The sequence below is a fragment of the Streptomyces sp. NPDC093984 genome, from assembly GCF_044764595.1.
Classification (GTDB): Bacteria; Actinomycetota; Actinomycetes; order Streptomycetales; family Streptomycetaceae; genus Streptomyces; species Streptomyces cynarae.
The window spans coordinates 42,121-66,995 of sequence record NZ_JBIWIM010000013.1 but is presented as its reverse complement, the minus strand read 5'-3'; the positions used below and the strand labels follow the sequence as shown (position 1 = coordinate 66,995).

Sequence of the window (24,875 nt, the reverse complement as noted above, 5' to 3'; positions counted from 1 at the left end):
GCACCGACGTCCCGGTGGCGGCGATGTCCGCCAGGGCCGAGCGAGTGACCGCGACATGGGTGTCCCGTCCGGCCAGGACCGGTTCGGCCGCACGGTCCCCGGGCATGCCCGCACCGCTCATGACCTCGGTTACCCGCCCTCTGCACCACCGCGACGCCCGTGCCGCTCCCCCGCCCGCCCTCCGGACCCGCTCCGCACCTGGCCCGTGTGTCCCGGTCCGGGCATCGGACGGTCATTCAGCATGAAGAACATCACGGCATACTTCGTGATCTGCGAGCGTGAGGGCTGCCCTCAGAGGGCGCCCGCGAACGTGCGGCGCACCCAGTCGGTGAAACCGGTCCAGGAGATGCCGGGATGGGCGTCATGCAGCGCGGGGATGTCGACCTGATAGCCGGGCCCGTTCAGGAACGTCCACATCGCGTGCATGTCCGGATCGCCCACCGCCTCCAGCGGTACCCGCACATGGCGGACTTCGCGCCCCAGGGCCGTACCGAGCGCGGCCGCCATGTCTGCGGGCGTCGGGGCGTCACTGGCCAGCTCGATGCGGTGCCCTGCGTACGGGCCGGGGTTCTGCAGCACCGCGGCCGCGAAGGCACCGAGGTCGGCGCGGTCGAGCTGCTGCAACGGCCGATCGGACGGCAGCGGCAGGTCGAGCGCCCCGCCGAGGATCCGCTTCGCTCCGCCCAGCGCGTTGTCGTAGAAGTATGTCGGCCCGAGGATCGTGTAGGGCACATCGCCCGAAACCAGCTCGGCCTCGATGCGCGCCTTGCTGTCGAAGTGCGGCACCCCGCTCCGCTGGTCCGCCCCGGCCACCGAGCTGAACACGAGATGCGGCACGCGCTGCTCGTGCGCGGCGGCCAGGATCGCCCGCCCCTGGGCCACCTCGGCCTCCACACCGGCCTCGAAGGGAGTGGTGAACGCGAACACCGCGGCCACCCCGCGCATGGCCGCGGCGAGTGACGCACGGTCGCTCAGGGACCCTGCCACCACTTCGGCGCCCTGGTCGGCCAGTTCCCGCGCGGTGCTGCGCGCGGGATCCCGCACCAGTGCCCGGACCCCGGCCCCTCGGTCGAGCAGGGCCTCGGTCACCGCCCTGCCCTGGCCACCGGTCGCGGCAAGCACCAGGATCGGCTCGTCGACCATCGGGAACTCCCTTCTCGGGGAAACACTCGGCAGTTGATCACTGGCCAGGAACCCCACGGTATCCATCCGCCCCGCACGACACGCTCAGCCCGCGCCGTGCCTCGCCCCAGCGCCCGGTGGGGCAGGCGATGCGGAGCTTCGGTCCTGCTGGGGACCTGGCGTGGCATCGGCCACGTACATCCTGATACCGCGGGCGGCGACCGAGGTGGGCGCCCGGGCCCGGCAGACGCGGACAGGTCAGACTTCGTGCACGGGCAGGCAAAGTGCCCGTGCCGTTCGTCCCTACGCGCCCGCACCATCAGGGTCCGCGCACCGCACGCGGTCGCCGTGAGCGACCCGCGCCCCGTCACGGAGCTGATCCTGAGCGCGGTCCGCTCGACACGCTGAGCTCATCGCTCTCGCACCGCCTCCCCGACCAGGTCGCCGCTTCACCTGAGGATGTTCACCGCCCGTGCCACCACCAGCGCCACGGTGAGCAACGAGATCGATGCCTGCGACGCCATCAGCAGCTTGGCCCAGCGGGACAGCGGCATGGTGTCGGTGGGGCTGAAGGCGGTCGCGTTGGTGAAGGAGACGTAGAGGTAGTCGGCGAACGCAGGTTCCCAGTCCGCCGGCGCCAACTCCCCGCTCTGCATCTGGGGGAAGAGGAAGTCCGGGTAGTCGTGGTGGCCGGCGGCCCGGGCCGCCGGCCCACCCCTGTCCCACTCCCAGTACCACAGGGCGAAAACGATGACGTTGGTCAGCCAGATGCCCGCCCCCGTCATCAGCAGCGCCCCGGCATCACTGCCCTCGGTACCGCGCACCAGCCCCCGGATCAGCAGCGCCGCCGACCAGCCGTTGGCGACGCTGACGAGGGCGGCGAGCGCCAGCCCTCCCGCGCGCAGCAGCGAGGCAGTCCGTCTCGTACTGATCCGGAAGGCCCACAGCAGCACGACCAGCAACAGCATCTCCAGTGTGGGCAGGAGCCACACCGGCCGGAAGGCCAGCCGCTCGGGGAGCAGGAGTTGCAGGGCGACCGCGGCGAGCACGGCCGCGCTGACGGCCCAGCGCGACTCGTCACGAGTGGGCCGGCGCCAGGCCGGCTCCTGGCGGGCCGCGGTGAGCAGTTCCTCCAACCGGCCGAGTCGCTCGTGCAGGGCCCTTGGCTCTTCGTTCACGACCCCAGTGTGACCTCACGGCGACGCGACCGATCAGGGGCCCCCGGCCCTGCGCGAGGACAAGCCCCGTAGCGGACCTGCGCGCTTTTGCGCGCGGCGTGCCGCCGACCGTCCCCGTGAGCGGACGAGTCGCTCCGTTTGAGTGGACGAGCCGGTCCGAGTGAGCGGACGAGCCGCTCCGCGTCCGCCGGCCGGCCTGCGGCAGGATGGGACCATGAGCGTAGTCAAGATCAACGTACTGACCGTCCCCGCCGAGCAGCGGGAGACGCTGGAGAAGCGCTTCGCCTCCCGGGCCCACGCGGTGGAGAGTTCCGACGGGTTCGAGTGGTTCGAACTCCTCAGGCCGGTCGACGGCACCGACAACTACCTCGTCTACACCCGGTGGCGGGACGAGGAGTCGTTCCAGGCCTGGATGGAGGGCCCCATGAAGGCGGCCCACCAGGGCGGTGACGCGGCAGGGGGCGAACGCCCCAGGCCGGCGGCGAGCGGCTCCACGCTGTGGTCCTTCGAGGTCGTACAGCAGGCGGCGCCCAAGAGCGCGTAGGCCGGCACCGGCGGCAAAGTGGTCACCGGCCCTGGGCGGCGGGCACACGCCGCCGGCCAGGGCCGCTTACCTCTGAGGTCATCGACCCGGAACGGAGCGCATGCCACGATCGTCGGCGTACGGAGCCCGGCCGACCGGAAGGACGCCATGACCGCCTACGCCATAGCCCACCTGCAGGAAGCCGCCCCGCACCCGGAGATCGCCGAGTACATCGAGCGCATCACCGCCACCTTCGCCCCCTACGGCGGCCGGTTCCTCGTTCACGCCACACAGCACGAGGTGAAGGAGGGCAGCTGGCCCGGACACGTGGTCGTCATCAGCTTCCCCAACCTCGCCGAGGCCCGGGCCTGGTGGGACTCCCCCGCGTACCAGGAGATCGCACCGCTGCGCTCCCGGCACATCGACGGCGACATCATCCTGGTCGACGGCGTCCGCGACACCTACGACCCCGCCGGCACCGCACGGACGATGCGGGAAGCCATGCGCACGCCCTGAACAGGGGACCGGAGTACGTGCGATCAGGCTTCACCTCCCCTCCGCATCCGCCGCTCCTCCCCGACACCGGTGCCGGCCCGGTGTGTCAACGCGGTGCCGGGGCACACGGATTCGGGGAGGTCGAGATGAACACGAGTGCCATGGCCCATACCCGTCGGATGCGGGCCGGGGGCGAGGTCGGCTCACTGACGCAGGCCGCTGCCCGGGCGGGGCTGGCCGCCCGGGGAGTGATCTACGTGCTGGTAGGCGTGCTGGCACTGCGGATCGCGTTCGGCGACGGCAACCGGCAGGCCGACCGCAGCGGTGCTCTCGCCGAGATCGCGCAAGAGCCGTTCGGTGCCGTACTGCTGTGGGCGCTGGGCATCGGGGTCGCCGGCATGGCCGTGTGGCGGTTGTCCGAGGCGGTGTTCGGCGCCGTCGGGCCGGACGGCCGCAAGGTGAGGAAACGGCTGCTGGCGCTGGTCCGGTGCGTGTTCTATGCGTTCGTCGCCTACTCCGTGCTGTCGTTCGCGACCGGTTCCGGCTCGGGTGGCTCATCCAGCGACGAGCAGTCCAGGGACGTCACGGCCAGGGCTCTGGGGGTACCCGCCGGTCAGTGGATCGTGGGCGCCGTCGCGGTCGGCATCGTCGTGGCGGGGGTCTGGATCGGGGTCCGGGCCGTCCGGCGCAAGTACCACAAGGATCTCAGGCTCGGCGAGATGTCCCCGGGCCTGAGGCGACTCGTGGACATCGCCGGCGTGGGCGGAGGCGGTGCGCGCGGACTGGTGTTCGCCGCGGCGGGGGCCTTCGCGCTCCGCGCCGCGGTCGATTACCGGCCCGACCGGGCCAAGGGGCTGGACGACACGCTGCGGTCGTTCGCCGAAACCCCGTTCGGTCCGTGGCTGCTGGTGCTCGTGGCCGCCGGGGTCGTGCTGTTCGGCCTCTTCTCCTTCGCGCTGGCACGCTGGCGCAGGGTCTGAGCGTCGGCTCTCCTTGCTGCGGAGTCGCCGTGGGGACAAGGCAGTTGGATCCGCGTCCTGAGGGTCGCCGCCGCTGTGTCGTGGAATGCCCGCGGAATTGTCCGTGATCGGTAACAGACGGATCCCGCACCGTTCTTCCTCCGTCCTGATGAGTGCACGTGACCACAGAGACGACGAGGAGCGGGGCGGACATGGCGCGGCGTGGCGGACGGGGATGGTACGGGCGGGTGCTCGCGGCGGCGGTCGGAGTGACGGCGGTGGCCACCGCCACTTCGGTGTGGACCGCGCAGGCCGGCCCCGCCGAGGAACCCGGCGCGCGAACGGACGTCCTGGTGCGCCCCTCCGCGCCGAACGCCCCGGGACGGGGCGCCGCGGGGGCGCCGGTGTCCGCGGACATCGTCCACGCCTCCGACCGGGGCGCCCGCGGGGTCAACATCACCATCGACGACGGGCCGGACCCCGTGTGGACGCCGCAGGTGCTCGAGGTGCTGCGGGACAACGGTGTGAAGGCCACGTTCTGCATGGTGGGCACGCAGGCCGAGGCGCACCCGGACCTGGTCAAGGCGGTGGTGGCGGCCGGGCACCGGTTGTGTGACCACACGGTCTCCCACGACACCACCATGAACACCAAGTCCGAGGCCTACCAGTCGCAGCAGATCCTGGACGCCGAACGCTCGATCACCAAGGCGTCGGGGGGCGTTCGGCCGCAGTACTACCGGGCCCCGGGCGGCGCCTTCACGCCCTACAGCCGCCATCTCGCCGCATCCCACGGAATGCGGCCACTGGGCTGGAACGTCGACTCCAAGGACTTCGAGCGTCCCGGCACCGCAGCCATCGTGGCCACCGTCAAGAGCGAGATCCACAACGGTCCGACCCTCCTCTTCCACGACGCGGGCGGGGACCGCTCCCAGACCGTGGCCGCCCTGCGCCAGCTCCTGCCGTGGCTCAAGCAGCAGGGATACTCCTTCGGCTTCCCCGTCCGCTGAACACCGCCCACAGGACGGGAAGTCCGAGTCTGCGGCTTCAACCTCCCATCGTCGGCGTGCCGTTGGAGGCCAGCGGGTGGAAGCGAGCGGGCGGATGGTCGATCGGCAGCTCGGGGCGCCACGCGGTGAGGCACTGGGCGCTCGGGACGAACAGGCCGTTCGGGAGGCGGTCGAGCGGCCACCACCGCCAGTCGCCGACCGGCTCCCCAGGCTGATCCGCGGGCTCGCCGTCCCATGCGGTGACCAGGGCGGCCACGGTCGCCCTGACCACACCCCCGACGTCGTCCAGGAGCATGCCGAGCAGTACGACGTCCTCCTCCCGCACCGTGCAGCCGGTCTCCTCCCTCACCTCGCGGACGACGGTCCGGGTCAGGGATTCACCCGACTCCACGGTTCCGCCGGGCAGTTCCCAGGTGCGTCGCCGGTGCCGGCCCAGCAGAACGCCGTGGGGCGAGTGAAGGATCGCTCCCACCCCGAGGGCCGTGTTCGGCGGGGGCGGAGTGCTGGTGCGGGGCCGGCTGGTGGCCCGGGTGCGCCGACGTGCGTGGAACACGCTGCAGGACACCGGATCGCCGTCCGCGGGCGGCGCGTGCAGGATGTCCACCCGCTCGACGATCAGGCCGTGCTCCTCCAGCAGGTCCTCCCACACCTCAGGGGCGAGCACCCACATCTGCACGGTGAGCCGGCCGCCGCCGGCCAGCGGAAGGATTTCCGGGCGGGGGGTGACGGTGCTCGAGGGTCCGTGGCCGTGGGAGTCGGTGTGCAGTACGGAGAACACCAGACGGCCGCCCGGAGCGAGCGCGGCCGCGACGGCGGGCAGCATTCGCCGCGGTTCGACGTAGGCGAACCCGTGGATGGAGTAGATGACGTCGTACGGCTCAGCCTGCCGCAGGTGGTCGACGGCGTCGGCCAGGATCAGGTTCAGCCCCGGCAACCGGCCGTAGCGGGCGGTGGCCCGCTGGTGCTGGGTGGGAGAGGCCTCGACCGCGTCGACGACCGCCCCGTGGACCCGGACCAGGTGGGCGGCGTGCTTGCCCAGGCCCGACCCGAGGTCCGCGACGCGCCGGCCGCGCAGGTCGCCGAGGATCTCCGCTCCGGGACCGCTCGGCCAGAAACCCCAGGCGAGGCGGTCCACTTCGGGCACATGCGTGCCCCTGGCCAGATGGTGGGCCCCGTAGGTGGTCCAGGCTGCCGAGTTCGTCGGTTCGGCGTCCACGGTGCCGTCCTTTCCCGGCGCGCGGGCCGGCGTCACATGGCAGGGCGTAACAGCGGATCGGGCCGGTCCGCGACCGGGTCGGCGCGCGGCACGCTCAGTGGTGTGCGTAGGCGTCCGTCGCCTCTGTCAGCGCGTCCGCCATGCCGAGTGCCCCCGTCGTGTGTCCCACGTCGTCCACCACGATCAGTTCGCTGTCCGGCCAGGCGTGGTGGAGCCGCCATACCGTGCCGAGCAGATTGCCGAAGTCCAGGCTGCCCTGGACCAGGGTGCCGGGAATGCCTTTCAGGAGAGCGGCGTCGCGGAGGATGACGCCCTCGTCGTTGCCGTCGCCCAGGAAGTGGTCGTTGCCCCAGTAGTGGGTGACCGTCCGGGCGAAGCCCATGCGGAACACGGGGTCCTCGTAGCGCTCGACCGATCGCGGTGGCGCCGGGATCGTCGCCGTCTCCCAGTCGGTCCATGCCCGCGCCGCGCGGGACCGTACCTCGGAGTCCGGTGACTCGATCAGCCGGTTGCAGGCCGCCGCGAGATTTCCCTCCCGGTCCTCCTCGGGCAGCGCGGCCAGGAAGCGCTCGAAAGCGTCCGGGAAGAACCGCCCGAGTCCCCTGGTGAGCAGGGCCACTTCCCGGTTCGAGCCCGTCGCGACCGCGGTCAGGACCAGTTCCGACACCGCCTGCGGGTGCGTCTGCGCGTAGCGGAGCCCGAGCACCGAGCCCCACGACACACCCCAGACGAGCCATCGTTCGATCCCCAGGTGCCGCCGCAGCCGCTCCAGGTCGGCGATGAGGTGGGCCGTCGTGTTGACGCTCATGTCGGTGTCGTACGCGCTCGCGTGCGGGGTGGAACGGCCGCAACCGCGCTGGTCGAACAGCACGATGCGGTACGCCGCCGGATCGCAGTACCGCCGGTATCCCGCCCCGCATCCCGAACCGGGACCACCGTGCAGCATGACCGCGGGCTTGCCGCGCGGGTTCCCGCAGACCTCCCAGTAGACGCTGTTGCCGTCACCGACGTCGAGCATGCCGTGGTCGTACGGTTCGATCTCCGGATACAGCCCCATCGCAGCACCGTAAGGCCTGCGACGGCACCGTTGCTCCCCTTTTTCGCACACCTTCGGGGCACCGCGACCGGGCGGTCCGCGCCCAGCGGTTTCCGCCGGCCGGCCGTTGTGTGCGGTGGGGCTCGGCATCCCTCGCACGGATCACAACGTCTACGATTGCACTGAAGATCCGGGTTTGCCCCCTGCCCGAGCAGTCGTCGGATCGCTCTGTCGAGCCGCACCGAGCCCGTGGTCTTGATCAGGCTCTGCAGGAGTTCTCGTGAACAGGCCGTGTGAAGGGATCCGCCCGGGCTGCCGCCCGGTCATGGGAGGCGCCCTGGTGCGCCGGCCCGGTTGCGCGGGATGCCCGCCGTCCCTGTTCCGTGCTGGCGGGAGCATGCCATGAGGTGGTTGGCGCGCCGGGAGGCCGAAAGCCGCCGGGCGCCGCGACTCAGCAGCACCGGCCTGCAGATGCCCCGTCCGCCTGTGTGGCTGCGCTGGCTGCCGGCGATCTACGTCGCGGGCGTCCTGGTGCTCGAGCCGGTCACTCCGGTGCAGTGGCCGGTGAGCTTCCTGCTGATCGCCCTCCCCGTGGTCGCCGCCTACGCGCACGGTCCCGCCGTCGTCGCCGCCATCACGGTGTTCGCCGTCGGGTTCGAGGCCCTGCTGGCCGGCACCCCGTGCTGCGCGGGCCGCGCCGTGGGGTACCTGTGGGAGCGCCACTACGTGGCCTCGTACATCTCGACCGTACTGGTCGGCGTCCTCGGCACGATCATGGCCGCGAGCCGGATCCGCCGGGAGCGCACCCTCGCCACAGTACGGTCCGTGGCCGAGACCGCCCAGCGTGTGCTGTTGCGCCCCGTGCCCCGGTGCCTCGGGCAGGTGTCGATCGAGACGCTGTACCTGTCCGCCGCCGCGGAGGCGCGGATCGGTGGCGATCTGTACGAGGCTGTGCCCACCGCCTACGGAGTCCGCCTGCTCATCGGTGACGTCCGGGGCAAGGGCCTGGTGGCGGTGGAGACGGCCGCCACGATGCTCGGCGCCTTCCGTGAGGCCGCCCACGACGAACCCGACCTGGCCGGGGTGGCGCGCCGGGTCGAGAGGAGCATGACCCGCAGGGCAACGGAGCTCGCGGGCAGCGAAGTGGCGGAACGCTTCGTCACCGCGGTGTTCGCCGAGGTCCCCGATCACGAGCCCGTGGTCCGCATCGTCAACTGCGGCCACCCCCCTCCCTTGCTCATCGGCCCGAACGGGGTCACCGAGCTGGACTCGGCCGATCCCTCACCGCCCATCAACCTCGGCGTGCTGGTCGGGGACGACTACCACGTCGAGGTGAGCCCGTTCCGTCCCGGCGAACAGCTGCTGCTGTACACCGATGGCGTCACGGAGACGCGCGACCGTACGGGAGCGTTCTACCCGCTGGCCGAGCGGGTCCGGTCGTGGGCCGCTCTGCCTCCCGGTGAGCTTCTCGACCGTCTGCACCAGGATCTGCTGGCCTACAGCGACGCGGCCCTCGACGACGACACCGCCGCGCTCGCCGCCTACCGTCTTCCCGGTGACCTCCACGGGGAGACCGGACCGCACCGGCGGTGACCGTCGCGCCGTCGCGGTGGCCGGTCAGGGACTGCTGGTGACGCCGATGATCGAGGACATGATCCGGTCCTGGGGGGTGGTCGGCACATGGAAGAAGCCGTTGTTGCAGCCGAGCCGCAGCACCGCGGCGCGGTCCGCGAGGGCCTTGACGTCTCCCATGTTGTGGCTGATGAGGATGACACCGACCCCGTGCTCGCGCAGTTCGTCGACCAGGTCGAGGACGTGGCCGGCCTGCTGGACGCCGAGTGACGCGGTCGGCTCGTCCAGGAGGACGGCCTTCGGTTCGCCGAGCAGTGCCCGGGAGATCGCGACGGTCTGCCGCTGCCCTGCCGACAGGGAGGCGACCGGGGTGCGCATGTCGGGGACGCGGATACCCATGGCGTCCAGCTGCCGCCGTGCCTCCCTGCGCATGCCGCCCTTGTCCATCAGCCGCAGGAGACGGCCCAGGGCACCCGGGCGCCTCTGTTCGCGTCCGAGGTAGAGGTTCTCGGCGACATCGAGGCCGTCGCACAGGGCCAGGTTCTGGTACACCGTCGCGATACCCAGGTGCCGGGCGGCCCGCGGCGTCCTGATCTGCACGGCCTGCCCCTCCCACTCGATGACGCCCTGGTCGGCGGTGACGACGCCCGCGATGATCCGGACGAGAGTGGACTTGCCCGCGCCGTTGTCCCCCAGGAGGGCGACGACCTCCCCCCTGTGGACCTCCAGCTCGACGTCCTTGAGTGCCTGGACGGCGCCGAACCGCTTGGAGATGCCGCGCAGCGCCAGCAGAGGCGGCTCAGTCACGTGAACCTCACCTTCTGCGTACGGCGGGGTGACGCCGTACGGCCGGACTGATCACCAGGGTATCCGAGCAATGGCCCCTTCAGGACGAATGAGGCATGGAACAGCAAGGCGCACCACATCCCCCTTATCTAGGCATTTCCGAATAATCTCGGCTCATGATGGAGGTCACAGAGGCTCGTGTGACGCCGGCTCCCGCCGGAGGAGGGCTGATCCATGACACACGACCGTGCGGGCCACGAACGCATCCGGCGGCGCAGGCGGCGAGGGGTGACGCTCCTCGTGGTGGGGGCGCTGGTCAGCGGTGCCGCCGCCTGCGGCGGGGCGAACGGCAGCGGTGGCCAGGGGGCGCACGGGATCACCATCGGCCTGGTGACCAAGACCGAGGCCAATCCGTTCTTCGTGGCGCTGCGCCATGCCGCCACGGCCGCGGCGCACAGGAACGACGCCCGGTTGATCGCTCTCGCCGGCAAGTTCGACGGGGACAACGAGGGTCAGGTGAACGCGGTGGAGAGCCTCATCGCGCGCGGTGTGAACGGCATTCTCATCACGCCGTCGAACACGACGGGGATCCTGGGCGCGATCAGGGAGGCACGCCGGCAGGGCATCCTGGTGATCGCGCTGGACACCGCGACACAGCCGGAGAACGCGGTCGACGCCACGTACGCGACGGACAACTTCAAGGCCGGTCTCCTGCAGGGGGCGTATGTCAAGACGGTACTCGCCGGCCGGGCTCCCAAGGTGTTCATGCTGGACGGCACGCCGGGCTCGGAGGTCAGTCAGGACCGCCACGACGGGTTTCTCGACGGCTTCGGGCTCAAGGACGGCTCACCGGCGATCATCGGCCAGGCGAACGCCAACGGCGACCGGAACACGGCGCAGGCCGCGACGGAGAACCTGCTGCTGCGCGCGAGCGACGTCAACACCATCTACACCATCAACGAGCCGGTGGCGGGCGGCGCGTACGAGGCCATCACGGCCCGGGGGCTGACCCGCCAGGTGACGATCGGCTCCATCGACGGCTCATGCGACGGGGTCCGTGACGTCAAGGCGGGCACTCTCGCGGCGACCGTCATGCAGTTCCCCGTCAGGATGGCGACCGACGGCGTGGACGCGGTGATCGCTTTTGCCAGGAGCGGGAAGAGGCCGTCCGGTTTCACGGACACGGGCACGGTGCTCATCACGGACAGGCCGGTGCGCGGTGTGCCGTCGCAGAGCACGGCCTGGGGGCTCCAGCACTGCTGGGGATGACGAAATCCAGTCACCGACTCACCGAGTCACCGAGTCACCGAGCGGGTCGAAGGGATCGGAACAGCACATGAGGTCACCCGTCACCACCCCCGCCGCCGGCGGTGATGCGCGCCCCCGGCCCAGGGACGTGCTCCGGTATGCGTTTCGCACGCCGGCCATCGGCCCGCTGGCGGCTCTGGTCGTCGCCGTGGTGGCGTTCGCGGTCACCACGGAGACGTTCCTGACACCGCAGAACCTGTCGCTGGTGCTGCAGCAGTCCATCGTGGTCGGCACGCTGGCGCTGGGCCAGTCGCTGATCATCCTCACCGCGGGCATCGACCTCGCGAACGGCGCGATCGCGGTGCTCGGCACGATCGTCATGGCCAAACTGGCCCTCGACGGCGGCGACCCGGTGACGGCACTGGTGCTCGGCCTGGTCGCGGCGACCCTCGTCGGGCTGGTGAACGGGCTGCTCGTGTCCCGGCTGCGCCTGCCGCCCTTCATCGTGACCCTGGGGGCGCTCACCGTCGTCTACGCCGTCGCCAGACTGTACTCGCAGTCCCGCAGCTATCCGGTGACCTCCGGCCTGCTCCTCTTCTGGGGCAACGGTCTCGACATCGGTGGTGTGTTCCTCACCTGGGGGACCTTTCTTCTCGTGGGCCTGTACGGGTTCTTCTGGTACGTCCTCACCCAGACCGCGTGGGGCCGGCACATCTACGCCGTCGGCAACGCACCGGAGTCCGCCCGCCTGACCGGCATCGACGTACGGCGGACGCTTCTCTCGGTCTACGTCACGGCCGGGTTGCTGTACGGCGTCGCCGCCTGGCAGTCCCTCGGCCGTATCCCGAACGCCGACCCCAACTCGTACCAGACGGCGAACCTCGAGAGCATCACCGCGGTCGTCCTCGGCGGCACGAGCCTCTTCGGCGGCCGCGGAAGCGTCTTCGGCACGCTCATCGGGGCGCTCATCGTCAATGTGCTGCGTTCCGGGCTCACCCAGGCGGGTATCGACAGCCTCTACCAGGATGTGGCGACCGGAACCCTCGTCGTCGTGGCGGTCGGTGTGGACCAGATCCTCCGCAGGAGCGGCCCGCGGTGACGCTCGGGCACGTCACGGCCGGTGGACGGACGTCAAGGTGTTCCGGTCGGCGTGTCCATCGAGTTCGACGGGCCGGTGAGCGTCCGCTGCTGGGGCAACTTGGCAGCTGACGGCTCGTCATACGGGGTGAGCGGCGCAGCGATGGTGCGTTCGCCGTCGCCCTGCACCGGCGCATCGGCGGGCCCGCTCCCGATCCGCAGGACGGACCACACCCGTCGCCGCAGGCTGCGGCCGTGTCCGTGGAGCAGTCCCAGGACGATCGCCGCGGCCACCGCGATCAGATGCTCCCGGCCGGCCAGGTTCGGTATGGCGATGGACTCCCAGACCATCGACCCGCCGGTGAGGAGGAACACGACGGGGGCGCGCCGGACGACGGAGAGGTAGGTGAACAGGCCCACGACCGCGGCGGACGGTCCCGTGTCGAGTACCCGCCCCATCTCGGGCGGCAGTCCCAGCCCCCACCAGCCCGGCCCCAGCGCGATCATCGCCCGTACGGTGAGGGTGCCGGCGAGGGTGGTCGCGTACGCGACGGCCAGGGTGCGGGCGCGGCCCAACGCCAGTTCCGCCAGGGCGAAGGCGAGGAACAGCTGGGTGATGCCGGCCCAGACCGGCAGGTCCAGGGCCGGGACGTACAGCGACACGGGGGTGCGTAACAGGGCCAGCCACAGCGGCAGATCGGCGTAGACGCCGCCCAGGAGCCGTACCGCCACCGCGCCGGCCGGATGCTGCGCGACCGCGTGGAAGAAGATCACACCGAAGGCCGCGACGAAGGCCAGCACGAGTCCGGACAGCCCGCGCCGCAGCAGTTGCCGTACCGGATCGACGACGATACCGTGCCACTCACCCCGCACCGTGCGCACGATGAACAGCGCGACGCGGCGCACTGCGGCGGCCGCCCTGTACGGGGCGCCGTCGTCCGTGGCGGACGGCGCCGTACCGCCGCGTGGTCCGATGCCCCGTGTGCCGTGGTCGTCGGCACGGTTGTGAGGCCTTTCCACCCCTTGACGCAAGGACTTCCCCCCCAACGCCCCCAGAGCGCACAATTGTACGGGTCTGAAATCTAGCCCCCCGTCCCGGTAATGCCGGGTTGCGGACCCCGTGTCGCGGTGGGCGGTTCGGGTCGGTGGCCGTTCCGGCCGGGCTTCTTGTCACCCCTCGGCGTTGCGGGGATTCTGCACACGATCGGCACCCGACCCACCACGCCCCACCGGAGCCGCCCATGAGCGCCGTCGTCTGGATCACCGAAGGGACCTGGCCCGCCTGTGTGGACGCCGCGCTCAGCCGCGCCGACCCCGGCGAGGAGATCGTGCTGCTGTACGTGCGCGACGACACGGTTGCCGAGACCGCGCACGGCGCGTTCGCCGGGCTCCTGGGCCGTGGCCGCCCCGAGCGGGACCCCGGGCATCGCATCGAGGGACTGTCGGAGTCGGCCGCGCGGCACCTGCTGGATGCCGCGGCGCGGCGTCTGGGGCACCCGGCCCGCCAGGTCCTCACCCATGGCCGTACGGAGCGGAAGGTGGTCGAGGAGGCCACCGGCGCGGATCTGCTGATCTGTGCACGGGACGGCGACCGTTCCCGGCTCGGCCCGCACAGCCTCGGCCCCGCCACTCGCTTCGTGGTCGACCACGCGCCCTGTCCTGTTCTGCTGGTGTGGCCCGAAGGGGCCCCGTCGACGGAGTTGCCACCGCCTCCGCCGCCTCATCACTGACTCACCGTGTCACCCAGGCCTGCCTTTCGGATCAGCTCGGCGCCGCGGGGCCGGGCAGGCGCGTCTGCGGCGTTGCCCTCGGCCCTGGGCCCGGACAGACCGGAACCCCGGCCCGATTCCGGCGGGCCGGGGTTCTCGTTCTCCATGGCAGGCGGTGACGCGGTCAGTCCCAGTCGTGACCGTTGTTGTCGTGGTCGTTGTCGTGGTCGTGGTCGTGGTCGTGGTCACGGCCGCGGTCGTTGTCGTAGTCGCAGCGGTCGTAGCCGTCGCCGTCACCGTAACCGTCACCGTAGCCGTAGCCGCCGCCACGGCGGTCGCAGATCACTCGGAAGCTGCCCACCACGCCGTTCTTGACCTTCACGCCGCCGTGGACGCGCCGGGGATGCACGCCGTCGCTCTGGCTCCACGGGCCGACGATGGCGATGGGAGCGCCGTTGTCGCAGGTGACCCCACTGAACACCTCAACGGTCTTGTGGCTGTCGTTGACGATGTTCAGGCTGTTGGAGCCGAGGCCGCTCACGATGGTGACGCAGCCGTCCACGACGGCCGGGTAGTCCCGCTCGTTGATGTGGATCCGGCCGAGGTGGTGGCGGTGGTGGTGCCGGTAGTGGTGCTCGTGGCCCTCGTTGCCCTTGCCGTTGTTGTTGTTGTCGTTGTTGTTGTTGTTCCCGTTGTTGTTGTTGTTGTTTCCGTTGCCTTCGAGGGCTGCGGGGGCGGCGGCCTGCTGGACGACCGCGGCCGAGCGGGCGGGCTCCGAGGCGGCCGAGGCGTAGGTGATACCGGTGGCCACCAGGGCCGCACCAGCCGCGATCGCGGCGGTCACTGCAGTGGAACGCGTTGCCATGTCACTTCTCCTGTCTCAGACACGTCGGCTGTGAACCGATGCGAGACTGAAGTTACATATCGCCACGAATGCGAATCGATTCGACATACCGACCATATGACGAACAACCCTGTCGGAGTAACGGTTCATCATCTGCCCTTGGGGGCAGCAGACCTCGGGCGCCGGCCTGAGCGCCGGAATCGGGCGCTGATGAGGCGTCAGCAGCCCGCGCTGATGACTGACGAACCAACCGAGGAACAAGCGGCTCCCCTCGCTCGTACCATCTGTGCACCGGGGGGACACTGTGCAGCAACATCGCCGTAGGCGAGGAAAGGTGAGTCACGCCATGTCCGAGACCACGACCGCGACTTCCGAACTGACATCGCAGTACGCCGCCCAAGTGGCCGGCGATCTCGAGCGCAATGTGAAGGAGCAGGAACGCATCAGTGCCGAAATCGCCGCTCTGCAGGAGCAGTTGGCGACACTGCAGCACGACCACGCGGTGCTGGTGACCATGCAGAACGCACTCGGTATTCCGACGGCACCCGTGGAGCCCGTCGCCGTGCCCGAGAGCGCCACGGTCCCCGCTCCGCGCAAGAAGTCCCCTGCCGGGTCCGGCACGGGCAGGCAGCCGCAGGCGAAGAAGAAGGCCGCCGCCGGGCAGACGCGTACGACGGGCCGGAAGACCGCCGGCAAGAAGGCCGCGGGCAAGAAGGCGGACGCCACGCAGGCGGAGACCGTCAAGACGGAGGCGACGAAGGCGGGCCAGCCCACGCTGGTCGAACTCGTGCGCGCCCACCTCGGCGAGCAGAGTGAGCCGCGTTCCGCCGCCGAGGTCGCCGACGCGCTCGGCAAGGCCCATCCCGAGCGTGGCATCAAGACCACCGTCGTGCGGTCCACGCTCGAAGGGCTCGTGGCCAAGAAGCAGGCCCAGCGCACCAAGCAGGGAACCGCTGTCTTCTACACCGCACCGGACACTGCCGAACCGACCACGGCGAACGGGGCCGAGGACCGGCCGGAGCAGGACCGGTAAAGCCGCCCAGTAAGGTTCGCGCCGCCTTCCGGCGATCACTAGGGTCGCCGGTATGGGTGCGATGCGTGTGATGCTGATCGGCGGGACGTCGAATGTCGGGAAGTCCACTGTCGCCCGGGAGTTGGCGGACAGACTCGGGTTCGCGTACCGGTCGACGGACAGGCTGGCGCGGCACCCGGGAAGGCCGTGGCGGACTCCGGAACGGGAGGTGCCCGCACATGTCACCGAACACTACGCGGCCCTCACGGTCGAGGAGTTGACCGAGTCCGTGCTCCGTCACTACGAGCGGCTCCGGCCCCGTATCGAAGAGTTGATCGCGGCCCATGCCGGTGAGGACGGCACCGGGCCGGGGCTGGTCCTCGAGGGGTCGGCGCTCCTGCCCGATCACGTCGTGCGGCTGCAGGGTCCGGGCACGGGCGCGGTATGGCTCACCGCGGACGTGTCCGTCGTACGGGCGCGGGTGTACGCGGCCGGGCACTACGACGCGGCCACGCCGTCGGAGCGGCTTGTGATGGACAAGTTCGTGGCCCGTTCCGAGCGCTTTCAGAGCATCGTCCTCGACGCCGTCGACAGGCTCGGGCTGACCCGCCTCGACGTGGGGGACGGCCGGCCGGTCGGCGAGGTGGCTGACGCCGTGCTCGACGCCGTCGACGTGCGGGACGGGAGGTGAGCCTCGGCGCGGACGATCTGCCGTTCGGGCGTGTCCCGGTGGCGGCCCTTCCCGCACGGCGGCTTGCTGGTGCCAGGGGTACCGGAGGGAGTGAGCCGCGTATGACCGAGACCCGGGCGGGGCAGCAGGCGTTGCAGACCCCGCGGGCCGCCGGGCTGGCCGGGGTCGTGTTCGCGCTCCTGCTCGCGGCGGCCATGGTGCTGATCCGGCTGTCGATCCCCCAGGGCGCGGAGTCGGTCACCCTGCAGGGGCTCGCGGACCCCATGCGGCGCAGCGCGGTGAAGGCGGCGCTCGCGCTGGTGCCGTTGGCCGGTATCTGCTTCCTGTGGTTCATGGGGGCGCTGCGGGCCCGTATGGGTGAGGCCGAGGACCAGTTCCTCGCCACCGTGTTCCTCGGCAGCGGGCTGGTCTTCGTGGCGACGCTGTTCGGGGTGGCCGCGGCCGCCGCGGGCGTGCTGGCCACCACGGACGCGCCCGGCGGCACTCCGGGCCTGCCCGCCTGGAACTTCGGCCGCCACTTCGCGTACACGCTGCTGACCGAGTACGCGACGCGGATGGCGGCGGTCTTCACCTGCTCGACGTCGGTCATCTGCCACCGCCTGGGGCTCCTGCCGCGGTGGCTGACTCTGCTGGGTTTCCTGACCTTCCTGACACTGCTGTTCGTCTCGGCCGGTGTGCCGTGGTCGGAGCTGGTGTTCCCGGGGTGGTCGCTCCTCGTCGGCGCCTTCGTCTTCGCGGCGGGCCGCGGCGCCCGGCCAGGCACCACCGCGGCGCCGTAGCGGGGCGCCGGCCGGTCACTCCTTCGGCGCGCCTCGGCGGGCGCGCCACCGTCCGGTCCGGCGATGCTGGCGTGGGGGAGCTGACCGCCGTCCGACGTTGCGCCGCGCAGCAGCGGCGCCCCGCGGACCTGGCCGCCGAAGGGGCGGAGGGCTCATGAGGCTTGTCGTCGATCTCAACAGGTGCCAGGGATACGCGCAGTGCGCTTTCCTCGCACCGGATGTCTTCGCCCTCCACGGCGAGGAGTCGCTGGTCTACAACCCCCGGGCCGAGGAAGGGCAGCGGGAGAGGCTGGCGCGCGCCGTGGCGGCCTGCCCGGTGCAGGCCATCCTGGCCGACGGGCTGGACGACGTGGGCGAGGAGCCCGCCGAGGCCGGGCAGGAGACGTCCCATGCCCGCTGAGGACTTCCTCCAATGGCTCAGGCGCGAGGGCCGGGTCGTCATCGTGGGCGCCTCGCTGGCGGGGCTGCGGGCCGCCGAGACACTGCGCGCCGAGGGTTTCGCCGGTTCGCTCACCATGATCGGTGACGAGCCGTACGAGCCGTACGACCGGCCACCGCTGTCGAAGGCGGTCCTGCTCGGCAAGGCGTCACCGCACCGCACCGAGCTGCCCCGGCGCCTCGAGATCGACGCCAAGTGGCGCCTGGGTGTCGCGGCGACCGGCCTCGACATGACGGCCAAACGGGTACGGCTGGCCGACGGGGACGAGGTGGAGTACGACCGGCTGCTGATCGCCACCGGTGTGCGTGCCCGGCCCTGGCCGAAGGAGTCGGAGGCCCAACTGGACGGTGTCTTCGTGCTGCGCACGCGCGACGACGCGGCCGCCCTGCTGCGGAGGCTGCAGGCCTCCCCGCGCCGGGTGTTCGTCATCGGCGCCGGATTCACCGGTTCGGAGATCGCCTCCGCCTGCCGGGAGCAGGGCGTCGCGGTCACCCTCGCGGAGCGCGGGGGCGCCCCGCTGGTGGGCGCCCTCGGCGGGGTGATCGGCGCGGTGGCCGCGGAGCTGCAGCGGGAGAACGGTGTGGACCTGCGGACCGGCGTCATGGTGACCGCGCTGGAGGGCGACTCGATGGGCCGGGTGCGGGCCGCCCATCTGTCCGACGGCAGCGTCGTCGAGACGGACGTCGTGGTCGTCTGCCTCGGCGCGACCCGCAACACCGAGTGGCTGGAGGGCTCCGGCCTCGGCGCGGGGCCGCGGGGCATCGCCTGCGACGCGGGCTGCCGGGCCTTCGACTTCAGGGGCATCGTGACCGATGACGTCTACGTCGCCGGCGATGTGGCCCGCTCTCCGCATCCACTGTTCGGCTATCAGTTCCTGTCGCTGGAGCACTGGGGCAACGCCGTCGCCCAGGCCGAGGTGGCCGCCCACAACATGATCAGCAGCGGAGCGGACCGGCGTCCGCACCTGTGGGTGCCGGCCTTCTGGTCGTCGCAGTTCGGTGTGAACATCAAGTCGGTCGGTGTCCCGTCCATGGGCGAGCAGATCATGATCACTCAAGGGTCGCTGGCCGAGCGCCGGTTCGTCGGGGTGTACGGCTACCAGGGCCGGGTCATCGCCGCGGTGAGCTTCGACAACACGCGGTGGCTTCAGTTCTACGAGCGGCTGATCGAGACGGCCACGCCGTTCCCGCTGGAGTTCCCGACGGTCGACCGCCGTCCCGAGGGCCGCCAGCCGGTGCCCGCCGACTTCCCCGACCCGTCCCTGCCCACGCACGGCCCGACCGTGACGCTCAGCGGTTACTCGCCGAGCGACCGCCGTCTGGTGTTCACCCCGGCTCGCCACTGACCGCCTCCGGTCCCCGCGCCTCCCCCGCCCTGACGGACTCCACGCCCCTAGGACCGCTCATGACGCAACGCTCGCTCCTGCACCGGATCACCGATTACGCCAACCGCGCGAACCCCTATCCGCTGTACGAGGAGCTCCGGAGGACTCCGGTGCTGCACGAGGAGGACGGCGGTCCCTACCTCGTCGGTTCGTACTGGGACATCCTGGGTCTGCTGCATGATCCGCGGATCAGCTCCGACGCCGGCAACCTCGCCGCGGCGGGAGCCGACGAAGCGGTCGGGGCGGAGGAGACGGGGCTGCCGCCGAGCTTCATCCGCCTCGACCCTCCGGAGCACGACCGGCTGCGGCGGATCGCCAACCGGTCCTTCGGACCGCCGCACTGCCCCCGCCGCATCGACGCGATGCGCGGTGAACTCGCCGGTATCGTCACCGGGTTGATCGACGGCTTCGGGGACGCGCGGCAGATCGATGTGGTGGACCAGTTCGCGTACCCCTTCCCGGTGACCGTCATCTGCAGGCTGCTCGGGGTACCGCGTGAGGACGAACCGCGCTTTCGGGCCTGGGTCGAACCGATCGTCGCCAGTCTGGATCCGCAGACGCAGACGGGTGAGAACGAGGCCGAACGCCTGCGCTCCACGCGGGAGGCGCGGGTGCAACTGGGCCTGTATCTGGCGGAGCTGGTCGAGCAGCGGAGGAGGGAACCGGGGAACGACATGCTGTCCGAGCTGGTGACGAGCCACGGCCCGGACGGCCCGATGACGACGATGGAGGTGCTCAGCACGTCGGTGCTGCTGCTGATCGCGGGCCACGAGACGACGGTCAACCTGATCACCAACGGCATGCTCACCCTGTTGCGGTACCCAGAGTACCTGCGCGAACTGCGCGACGACCCCGGCCTGGCCGTCAACGTCGTGGAGGAGCTGCTGCGTTACGAGCCTCCGGTGCAGCTCGTGCCGCAGCGGACCTGTATCGCGGACATCGAGGTGCGCGGGGTCACGATTCCGAAGGGTTCGAGGATCTGGCTGGTCCTGGCCGCGGGCAACCGGGATCCGGAGCGGTTCAAGGACCCCGACCGGTTCGATCCGTACCGGGGCGACATCCAGCACCTCGGCTTCGGCAGCGGCATCCACTCCTGTTTCGGCGCTCCGCTGGCGCGGCTGGAAGCGCAGATCGCGCTGTCCGAACTGGCCCGCAGGCTCGACGCTCCCCGTCTCCTGGAGGACCCGCCGCCCTACCGGCAGAACGCGGTGCTGCGCGGACCGCGCCATCTGGCCGTCGGGTTCGACGGTCTGCGTCCCTAGGGGGCGTGCGACAGTTGCCGTCGGCCGTGCCGGCGGAGTGGTCCGGCGCGGTCGGGTTACCCGCCGAACCATGACTCGGCTGCTGAAAAGGGAAGACAAGGATCACGGGGCACGTCATGGGCACCGGCGGGGCGCGGCGGACCGCCGCACCGAGCCCGCCGCGGATTCCACCGCCGCGCCGCCCGGGCCGGACCCGGAGGTGGAGCGCAGGGCCCCGGACGCGCCGACCGAGTTGCCCCGGCGCTCGTGGTGGGCGGTGTTCAGGGGCACGCTCCGCGAGTTCGGCAACGACGAACTGACCGACCGGGCCGCGGCCCTGACCTACTACGGGGTGCTGTCCCTCTTCCCGGCCCTGCTGGTGCTGGTGTCCCTGCTGGACATCGCCGGGCGGTCGGCGACCGACAAGGTGCTGGCCAACCTCAAACAGTTCGCCCCGGGCGCGGCCCGGGACATCATCACCCGGGCCGTGGCGCAGTTGCAGGGGCACAGCGGCGCCGGGTCCGTGATGGCGTTCGTGGGTCTGGCGCTGGCGCTGTGGTCGGCGTCGGGTTACATCGGCGCGTTCATCCGCACCGCGAACGCCGTCTACGACATCCCCGAGGGCCGGCCCCTGTGGAAGGTCCTGCCCCTGCGGCTGGCGGTCACCGCCGTGCTCATGCTGCTCGCCCTGGCGAGCGCGCTGATCGTGGTGTTCACCGGCGGGCTGGCACACCAGGTGGGCACGGCACTGGGGATCGGGCACACGGCGCTCATGGTGTGGTCGATCGCCAAGTGGCCCGTTCTCGTCGCCCTGGTCACGATCCTGCTGGCGATCCTGTACTGGGCCACGCCGAACGCCAAGGTCCACGGCTTCAGGTGGATCACACCGGGCAGCGTGCTGGCGCTGGTGCTCTGGATGGGCGCGTCCGGTGGGTTCGCGGTCTACGTCGCCGCCTTCTCCTCGTACAACAAGACCTACGGCACCATGGCGGGCGTCATCGTCTTCCTGGTGTGGCTGTGGATGGGCAACCTGGCGATCCTGCTGGGTCTGGAGTTCGACGCGGAGACCGCGCGGCAGCGGGCGATCGCCGGCGGTCTTCCCCCCGACCAGGAGCCGTACACCGAGCCACGGGACACCCGCGCGTGGGACGAGGAGGACCGGCGCCGCGTGGACTGACGAACGGCTCGGCCCGCCGGGGGAGCCCCCTTGCCCGCCCCTAGGTTCGTAAGTTCGCGAGCGGATGCCGGAACGGAGCGAACCCCCGGACCGCTTCGATCATCTTCCTTGGGGGGCCATGGGGTTCCCGGTCGGTCGCAGGGGACAGGAGCCGAAAGGAAGGGCCGTGCCGGTCATCAGTCAGCGGGTGCACCTGGTGCTGCTCGCCGCCTGGACAATCCTCTGGTTCGCCGTGGTGGAGCGGCACGGCGGGTTCTCCTGGCACTATCTGCAGCAGGGCGGGAAACTGCTGTATCAGGGCGCCGGCCGCGGCGGCGGTCTCAACCTGTACGCGCACCACCCCGAGCTCCAGATGGGCCCGCTCAGCTTCCTGGTGGCGGGTGTGTTCAACCCGTTCCCCGACGACGTAGGACAGTTCCTGGCCGCTGCCCTGATGTCCGCGCTCGGCCTGGTGATCCTGGTCCTCGCCGGACGCAGCGCGGCCTGGTACTTCCGGGGCACCGGGACCAACCACCAGCGGCTGCGGCAGCGCGTGCTGATCGCGGGCCTGGCCTTCATCCCCATGTGGATCGAGGTGTCGGTCCGCTTCGGGCACCTCGACGACGTCCTGGCGCTGTTCTTCACCGCCTTGGCCGTACGCTCGGTCACCCTCGGCAACGCTGCGGGGACCGGCGTCTTCATGGCCCTGGCCATGGACTCCAAACCGACGGCGCTGGCCTTCCTGCCGCTGCTGCTCGCTCTGCCGAGACACCAGTGGCTGCGGGCCGGTCTGTGGTGCGCGGGCCTGGTCGCGGTCGTCTGGCTGCCGTTCTTCATCGGCTCCCCGCACACTATGGCGGCGGCGCACTTCACCATCCCCAACCAGCCGGCGTCCGCGCTGCGCTGGCTCGGCGTCGGCGATCCCCAGACACCGCCCTGGGACCGCCCCGCGCAGGCCGTGGTGGGTCTGACGCTCGGCTGTATCGCCGTCTGGCGCGGCCGCTGGGCGGCGGTGGTCCTGCTCGGCGCCAACGCGCGGATCGTGCTGGACCCCAGTGTCTACACGTACTACACCGCGTCCGTCCTGCTGGGCACGCTGCTGTGGGACGTGATCGGCCAGCGGCGCCTCGTCCCCTGGTGGAGCTGGATCGCGCTGCTCACCCTGTACGGCAGTGTGTTCGTCGTGCCCGACGACTCGGCCCGTGGTCTGATCCGTCTGGGCTTCGTGGCCGTCTCCACCGCCTACGTCCTGTTCTGGCCGGTACGCGACCGCGGCGACCGGCGCTCCCGCGGCCGGGGCCGGCCGCGACGGACGACCATGCCCCCGGCGCAGCGGAGCCGGGACGCGACCCGCGGCGAGCCGGAGGCGACACTCGGCTGACCGGCACGCGAAGCGCCTCGGCCGCCCGGGAGGCGGCCGAGGCGCTTCGGGATCGGCCGGTGTCAGGCGGACGGTCCACCGACGTCACCGGGCTGGATGCGGCCGCGCCAGGCGCCGGACTCGCCGCCACGCTGCTCGATGAACTCCTTGAAGCGGCGCATGTCTCCCTTGACGCGCCGGTCGATCACTCCCAGCATGTCCGCGGTCTTCTCCGCGGCTCCGCCGGGTTCGACGTCCATCACGAGCTCCACCCGGGTGTGGGAGTCGTCCAGGCGCTGGAAGCGGACCGAACCCTTCTGCCGGGTGTCGCCGCTGGTGGTGCGCCAGGTGATCCGCTCGTCGGGGAGCTGGTCGACGATCTCGGTGTCGAACTCCCGCCGTACTCCGCCGATCTTGGTGGTCCAGTGGTTGTGGCGTTCGTCGAGCTGCGTGACCTCCTCGACGCCCTCCATGAAGTTCGGGAACTCCTCGAACTGCGTCCACTGGTTGTAGGCAGTGTGAACCGGAACCTCGACTTCGACCGTTTCCTTGACCGTGCTCATCTGCGCCTCCTTCTCACTGATCGACCGCAGCGGGGTGTCGGCCCGCCGCATGGATCTCGGCACATTGCGGCGGGTACCCAAGGTCCGTCCGTTTACAGCTGCGGGTTGACATCGGTACGCGGGGCGAGGTGAGCGGCACGCGGTGGCCGCCCCACCGGCGGCGAGGCAGGGTGGAAGGCGTGGGTCCCCACCTGGGCCTGGACGGCCTGCGGCAGCAGTGGCACTCGAGCCATGCGCTGCTGCTGCTTCCGATCGCCCTCATCGTGGTGATCACGGTGGTGGACATCCACTCCCCACGAACATCCACCTGGGCCCCACACTGCTCATCGCCCCCGCGCCCACCCTGTCGTTCGCGGGCCCCCGGCTGACCGGCCTCGTCGGGGCGCTGGCGGTGGCGGCACAGTTCCTCATCGCCGTGCAGCGCTCCCCGGTCACCCACCGGGGCAACCGGCAGGGGCGGATCGTCCATGCCGACGGCTTCCGTCACCGCCCGGGAGCGCGGACGGACGGGTGAAGGGGCGGCGCGTGCCCGCGCACCGCGCGGTGTGCGGGTCGGCGGGTCGGTGGAGACCACGCAGATCGCGCCGACGATCCTGCGGCTGCTCGGGCTGAACCCCGAGCCCTGGAGGCTGTACGGGTCGAACACACCCGCGTGCTGCCGAGGCGCTGACCGGGACCGGGCGGGGCGCGGCCTCCGCGGCCCCACCCTGGGGTGTTTGCCGTTTGTTCACCCAAGCGACATCAGAAGTGCGCCCCTATGGCACCCGTTCCCACGCAATGGCCTGCATTGTCGGATATCGGACACCCGCATCCGAGCACAGAAAGTCGACCGACATGGGTCAGATCCTTGTAGCCGTGGCCACGAAGATAGGCGCCGCGCTGGCCGAGGCGCTCATCCTGCGCCTCGTGTGGCAGCTGTGGGCCGCGTACGCACGGCACCAGCGCACGGTCACCGCACCGGCCGCCGCCTGACACACGACGACCGCCACGGCCCGCCGCCGGCCCACGGCGCCCGGCGGCGGTGTCGCCGCCGGGCGCCGTGGGCCGGGTCGTCTCAGGCCGTCCTCCTCGCCGAGGCACGACTCCCACCGTTGTGCCCGGCCGCCGTTTCGACGCCCCGTTCGCGCGTCCTGCCGCCGCGCAGCAGCCAGGTGGCTCCGCCGACGGCCAGCGCCACCGGCCATTCCAGAGCCCCCGCGACCGCCATCGCGGTCAGCCCCCCGTAGAACACGAGGTCCTTGCCCGGTACGCCGGGCATCCGCGACGTCGCCTCCTTGGCGGTGCTCGTCAGGTCGTCCCTCGTGATGTACGGAATCCTCAGCGCGGGGTGCACCGTACGCGTGTGAAGGTGCAGGCCACCGCCCTCGTGCGCATGGGTTTCCGCCGACTGCTTCCGGGTCTCTTCACGCGGTGTCGTTGCCGCTGTTCTGGCCATCCCCCTGTCCTCCTCTCACGGAGTCGGTGTGGTGTGCCACTTC

Annotated in this window: 27 protein-coding genes; 17 read left to right on the top strand and 10 right to left on the bottom strand. The window is 71.1% G+C overall.

Features of this window, described 5'->3' with window-relative positions:
- Positions 1 to 291: 291 nt before the first annotated feature.
- Both ACIRC0_RS33140 and ACIRC0_RS33135 read right to left on the bottom strand, forming a co-directional pair.
- Positions 292 to 1,143 (bottom strand): NmrA/HSCARG family protein, encoded by an 852-nt coding sequence (locus ACIRC0_RS33140; RefSeq protein WP_403623722.1) that lies wholly within the window; start codon positions 1,141 to 1,143, stop codon positions 292 to 294.
- Between the two features lie 428 nt (positions 1,144 to 1,571).
- Positions 1,572 to 2,300 carry a hypothetical protein gene (locus tag ACIRC0_RS33135; RefSeq protein WP_403623719.1) on the bottom strand — a complete coding sequence of 243 codons (729 nt, stop codon included), beginning with the start codon at positions 2,298 to 2,300 and terminating at the stop codon, positions 1,572 to 1,574.
- A 214-nt stretch (positions 2,301 to 2,514) separates the two neighbouring features.
- On the opposite strand from ACIRC0_RS33135, the gene ACIRC0_RS33130 reads away from it, so the two are divergent.
- The 4 genes from ACIRC0_RS33130 to ACIRC0_RS33115 all read left to right on the top strand — a co-directional run bounded on the left by ACIRC0_RS33130 (position 2,515) and on the right by ACIRC0_RS33115 (position 5,284).
- A complete protein-coding gene (locus ACIRC0_RS33130) occupies positions 2,515 to 2,844 on the top strand; it encodes an antibiotic biosynthesis monooxygenase (protein WP_366029654.1) in 330 nt (109 codons plus the stop codon).
- A 147-nt stretch (positions 2,845 to 2,991) separates the two neighbouring features.
- Positions 2,992 to 3,339 (top strand): DUF1330 domain-containing protein, encoded by a 348-nt coding sequence (locus ACIRC0_RS33125; RefSeq protein WP_403623716.1) that lies wholly within the window; start codon positions 2,992 to 2,994, stop codon positions 3,337 to 3,339.
- A 125-nt stretch (positions 3,340 to 3,464) separates the two neighbouring features.
- Positions 3,465 to 4,298 carry a DUF1206 domain-containing protein gene (locus ACIRC0_RS33120; RefSeq protein ID WP_403623713.1) on the top strand — a complete coding sequence of 278 codons (834 nt, stop codon included), beginning with the start codon at positions 3,465 to 3,467 and terminating at the stop codon, positions 4,296 to 4,298.
- Positions 4,299 to 4,489: 191 nt separating this feature from the next.
- Entirely contained in the window at positions 4,490 to 5,284 is a 795-nt protein-coding gene (locus tag ACIRC0_RS33115; RefSeq protein WP_403623954.1) for a polysaccharide deacetylase family protein, read from the top strand.
- Between the two features lie 37 nt (positions 5,285 to 5,321).
- On the opposite strand, the gene ACIRC0_RS33110 is transcribed toward ACIRC0_RS33115, so the two are convergent.
- Positions 5,322 to 6,500: an NUDIX domain-containing protein gene (locus ACIRC0_RS33110; RefSeq protein ID WP_403623710.1), complete on the bottom strand. Its 1,179-nt coding sequence runs from the start codon at positions 6,498 to 6,500 to the stop codon at positions 5,322 to 5,324.
- Between the two features lie 94 nt (positions 6,501 to 6,594).
- Positions 6,595 to 7,557 carry a prolyl aminopeptidase gene (gene pip / locus ACIRC0_RS33105; RefSeq protein ID WP_403623708.1) on the bottom strand — a complete coding sequence of 321 codons (963 nt, stop codon included), beginning with the start codon at positions 7,555 to 7,557 and terminating at the stop codon, positions 6,595 to 6,597.
- 381 nt (positions 7,558 to 7,938) lie between these two features.
- Between pip and ACIRC0_RS33100 the strand changes: the two genes are divergently transcribed.
- Positions 7,939 to 9,129 (top strand): PP2C family protein-serine/threonine phosphatase, encoded by a 1,191-nt coding sequence (locus ACIRC0_RS33100; protein WP_403623705.1) that lies wholly within the window; start codon positions 7,939 to 7,941, stop codon positions 9,127 to 9,129.
- A gap of 24 nt (positions 9,130 to 9,153) precedes the next feature.
- On the opposite strand, the gene ACIRC0_RS33095 is transcribed toward ACIRC0_RS33100, so the two are convergent.
- On the bottom strand, positions 9,154 to 9,915 hold the full coding sequence (locus tag ACIRC0_RS33095; RefSeq protein ID WP_403623702.1) for an ATP-binding cassette domain-containing protein: 762 nt from the start codon (positions 9,913 to 9,915) through the stop codon (positions 9,154 to 9,156).
- A 213-nt stretch (positions 9,916 to 10,128) separates the two neighbouring features.
- Here ACIRC0_RS33095 and ACIRC0_RS33090 point away from each other — a divergent pair, with 213 nt between their 5' ends.
- Together ACIRC0_RS33090 and ACIRC0_RS33085 are read left to right on the top strand one after the other, a co-directional pair.
- Positions 10,129 to 11,163: a substrate-binding domain-containing protein gene (locus ACIRC0_RS33090; RefSeq protein WP_403623699.1), complete on the top strand. Its 1,035-nt coding sequence runs from the start codon at positions 10,129 to 10,131 to the stop codon at positions 11,161 to 11,163.
- 67 nt (positions 11,164 to 11,230) lie between these two features.
- Positions 11,231 to 12,241, top strand: coding sequence for an ABC transporter permease (locus tag ACIRC0_RS33085; protein WP_403623696.1), 1,011 nt, complete (start codon positions 11,231 to 11,233; stop codon positions 12,239 to 12,241).
- A 32-nt stretch (positions 12,242 to 12,273) separates the two neighbouring features.
- On the opposite strand, the gene ACIRC0_RS33080 is transcribed toward ACIRC0_RS33085, so the two are convergent.
- Positions 12,274 to 13,239 (bottom strand): hypothetical protein, encoded by a 966-nt coding sequence (locus ACIRC0_RS33080; RefSeq protein WP_403623693.1) that lies wholly within the window; start codon positions 13,237 to 13,239, stop codon positions 12,274 to 12,276.
- A gap of 221 nt (positions 13,240 to 13,460) precedes the next feature.
- On the opposite strand from ACIRC0_RS33080, the gene ACIRC0_RS33075 reads away from it, so the two are divergent.
- On the top strand, positions 13,461 to 13,949 hold the full coding sequence (locus ACIRC0_RS33075; protein ID WP_403623690.1) for a universal stress protein: 489 nt from the start codon (positions 13,461 to 13,463) through the stop codon (positions 13,947 to 13,949).
- 163 nt (positions 13,950 to 14,112) lie between these two features.
- Here ACIRC0_RS33075 and ACIRC0_RS33070 read toward each other — a convergent pair whose 3' ends face one another.
- The gene (locus ACIRC0_RS33070; protein WP_403623689.1) at positions 14,113 to 14,793 is read right to left on the bottom strand and encodes a hypothetical protein; all 681 of its coding nucleotides are present in this window, start codon (positions 14,791 to 14,793) and stop codon (positions 14,113 to 14,115) included.
- Positions 14,794 to 15,118: 325 nt separating this feature from the next.
- Between ACIRC0_RS33070 and ACIRC0_RS33065 the strand changes: the two genes are divergently transcribed.
- The 8 genes from ACIRC0_RS33065 to ACIRC0_RS33030 all read left to right on the top strand — a co-directional run bounded on the left by ACIRC0_RS33065 (position 15,119) and on the right by ACIRC0_RS33030 (position 22,855).
- The gene (locus ACIRC0_RS33065; protein ID WP_403623686.1) at positions 15,119 to 15,805 is read left to right on the top strand and encodes a hypothetical protein; all 687 of its coding nucleotides are present in this window, start codon (positions 15,119 to 15,121) and stop codon (positions 15,803 to 15,805) included.
- 52 nt (positions 15,806 to 15,857) lie between these two features.
- Positions 15,858 to 16,475: a hypothetical protein gene (locus ACIRC0_RS33060; protein WP_403623683.1), complete on the top strand. Its 618-nt coding sequence runs from the start codon at positions 15,858 to 15,860 to the stop codon at positions 16,473 to 16,475.
- Between the two features lie 101 nt (positions 16,476 to 16,576).
- The gene (locus ACIRC0_RS33055) at positions 16,577 to 17,254 is read left to right on the top strand and encodes a hypothetical protein (RefSeq protein WP_403623680.1); all 678 of its coding nucleotides are present in this window, start codon (positions 16,577 to 16,579) and stop codon (positions 17,252 to 17,254) included.
- Between the two features lie 154 nt (positions 17,255 to 17,408).
- Complete coding sequence (locus tag ACIRC0_RS33050; RefSeq protein WP_403623677.1) at positions 17,409 to 17,654, top strand: ferredoxin; 246 nt, start codon at positions 17,409 to 17,411, stop codon at positions 17,652 to 17,654.
- Positions 17,644 to 19,038: an NAD(P)/FAD-dependent oxidoreductase gene (locus tag ACIRC0_RS33045; RefSeq protein ID WP_403623674.1), complete on the top strand. Its 1,395-nt coding sequence runs from the start codon at positions 17,644 to 17,646 to the stop codon at positions 19,036 to 19,038. Before ACIRC0_RS33050 ends, ACIRC0_RS33045 begins: the two co-directional genes overlap by 11 nt.
- Positions 19,039 to 19,097: 59 nt before the next feature.
- Positions 19,098 to 20,339, top strand: a complete 1,242-nt coding sequence (locus tag ACIRC0_RS33040; RefSeq protein ID WP_403623671.1) for a cytochrome P450 — start codon at positions 19,098 to 19,100, stop codon at positions 20,337 to 20,339.
- 70 nt (positions 20,340 to 20,409) lie between these two features.
- Positions 20,410 to 21,495 (top strand): YihY/virulence factor BrkB family protein, encoded by a 1,086-nt coding sequence (locus ACIRC0_RS33035; protein ID WP_403623669.1) that lies wholly within the window; start codon positions 20,410 to 20,412, stop codon positions 21,493 to 21,495.
- Between the two features lie 166 nt (positions 21,496 to 21,661).
- Positions 21,662 to 22,855, top strand: coding sequence for a hypothetical protein (locus ACIRC0_RS33030; RefSeq protein WP_403623666.1), 1,194 nt, complete (start codon positions 21,662 to 21,664; stop codon positions 22,853 to 22,855).
- Between the two features lie 62 nt (positions 22,856 to 22,917).
- Here ACIRC0_RS33030 and ACIRC0_RS33025 read toward each other — a convergent pair whose 3' ends face one another.
- Positions 22,918 to 23,397 (bottom strand): SRPBCC family protein, encoded by a 480-nt coding sequence (locus ACIRC0_RS33025; RefSeq protein ID WP_403623664.1) that lies wholly within the window; start codon positions 23,395 to 23,397, stop codon positions 22,918 to 22,920.
- A 92-nt stretch (positions 23,398 to 23,489) separates the two neighbouring features.
- Complete coding sequence (locus ACIRC0_RS33020) at positions 23,490 to 23,630, bottom strand: hypothetical protein (RefSeq protein ID WP_403623661.1); 141 nt, start codon at positions 23,628 to 23,630, stop codon at positions 23,490 to 23,492.
- Positions 23,631 to 23,788: 158 nt separating this feature from the next.
- Here ACIRC0_RS33020 and ACIRC0_RS33015 point away from each other — a divergent pair, with 158 nt between their 5' ends.
- Positions 23,789 to 23,911, top strand: a complete 123-nt coding sequence (locus ACIRC0_RS33015) for a hypothetical protein (RefSeq protein ID WP_403623658.1) — start codon at positions 23,789 to 23,791, stop codon at positions 23,909 to 23,911.
- A 540-nt stretch (positions 23,912 to 24,451) separates the two neighbouring features.
- Here ACIRC0_RS33015 and ACIRC0_RS33010 read toward each other — a convergent pair.
- Positions 24,452 to 24,832, bottom strand: coding sequence for a hypothetical protein (locus ACIRC0_RS33010; RefSeq protein ID WP_403623655.1), 381 nt, complete (start codon positions 24,830 to 24,832; stop codon positions 24,452 to 24,454).
- Positions 24,833 to 24,875 lie beyond the last annotated feature (43 nt).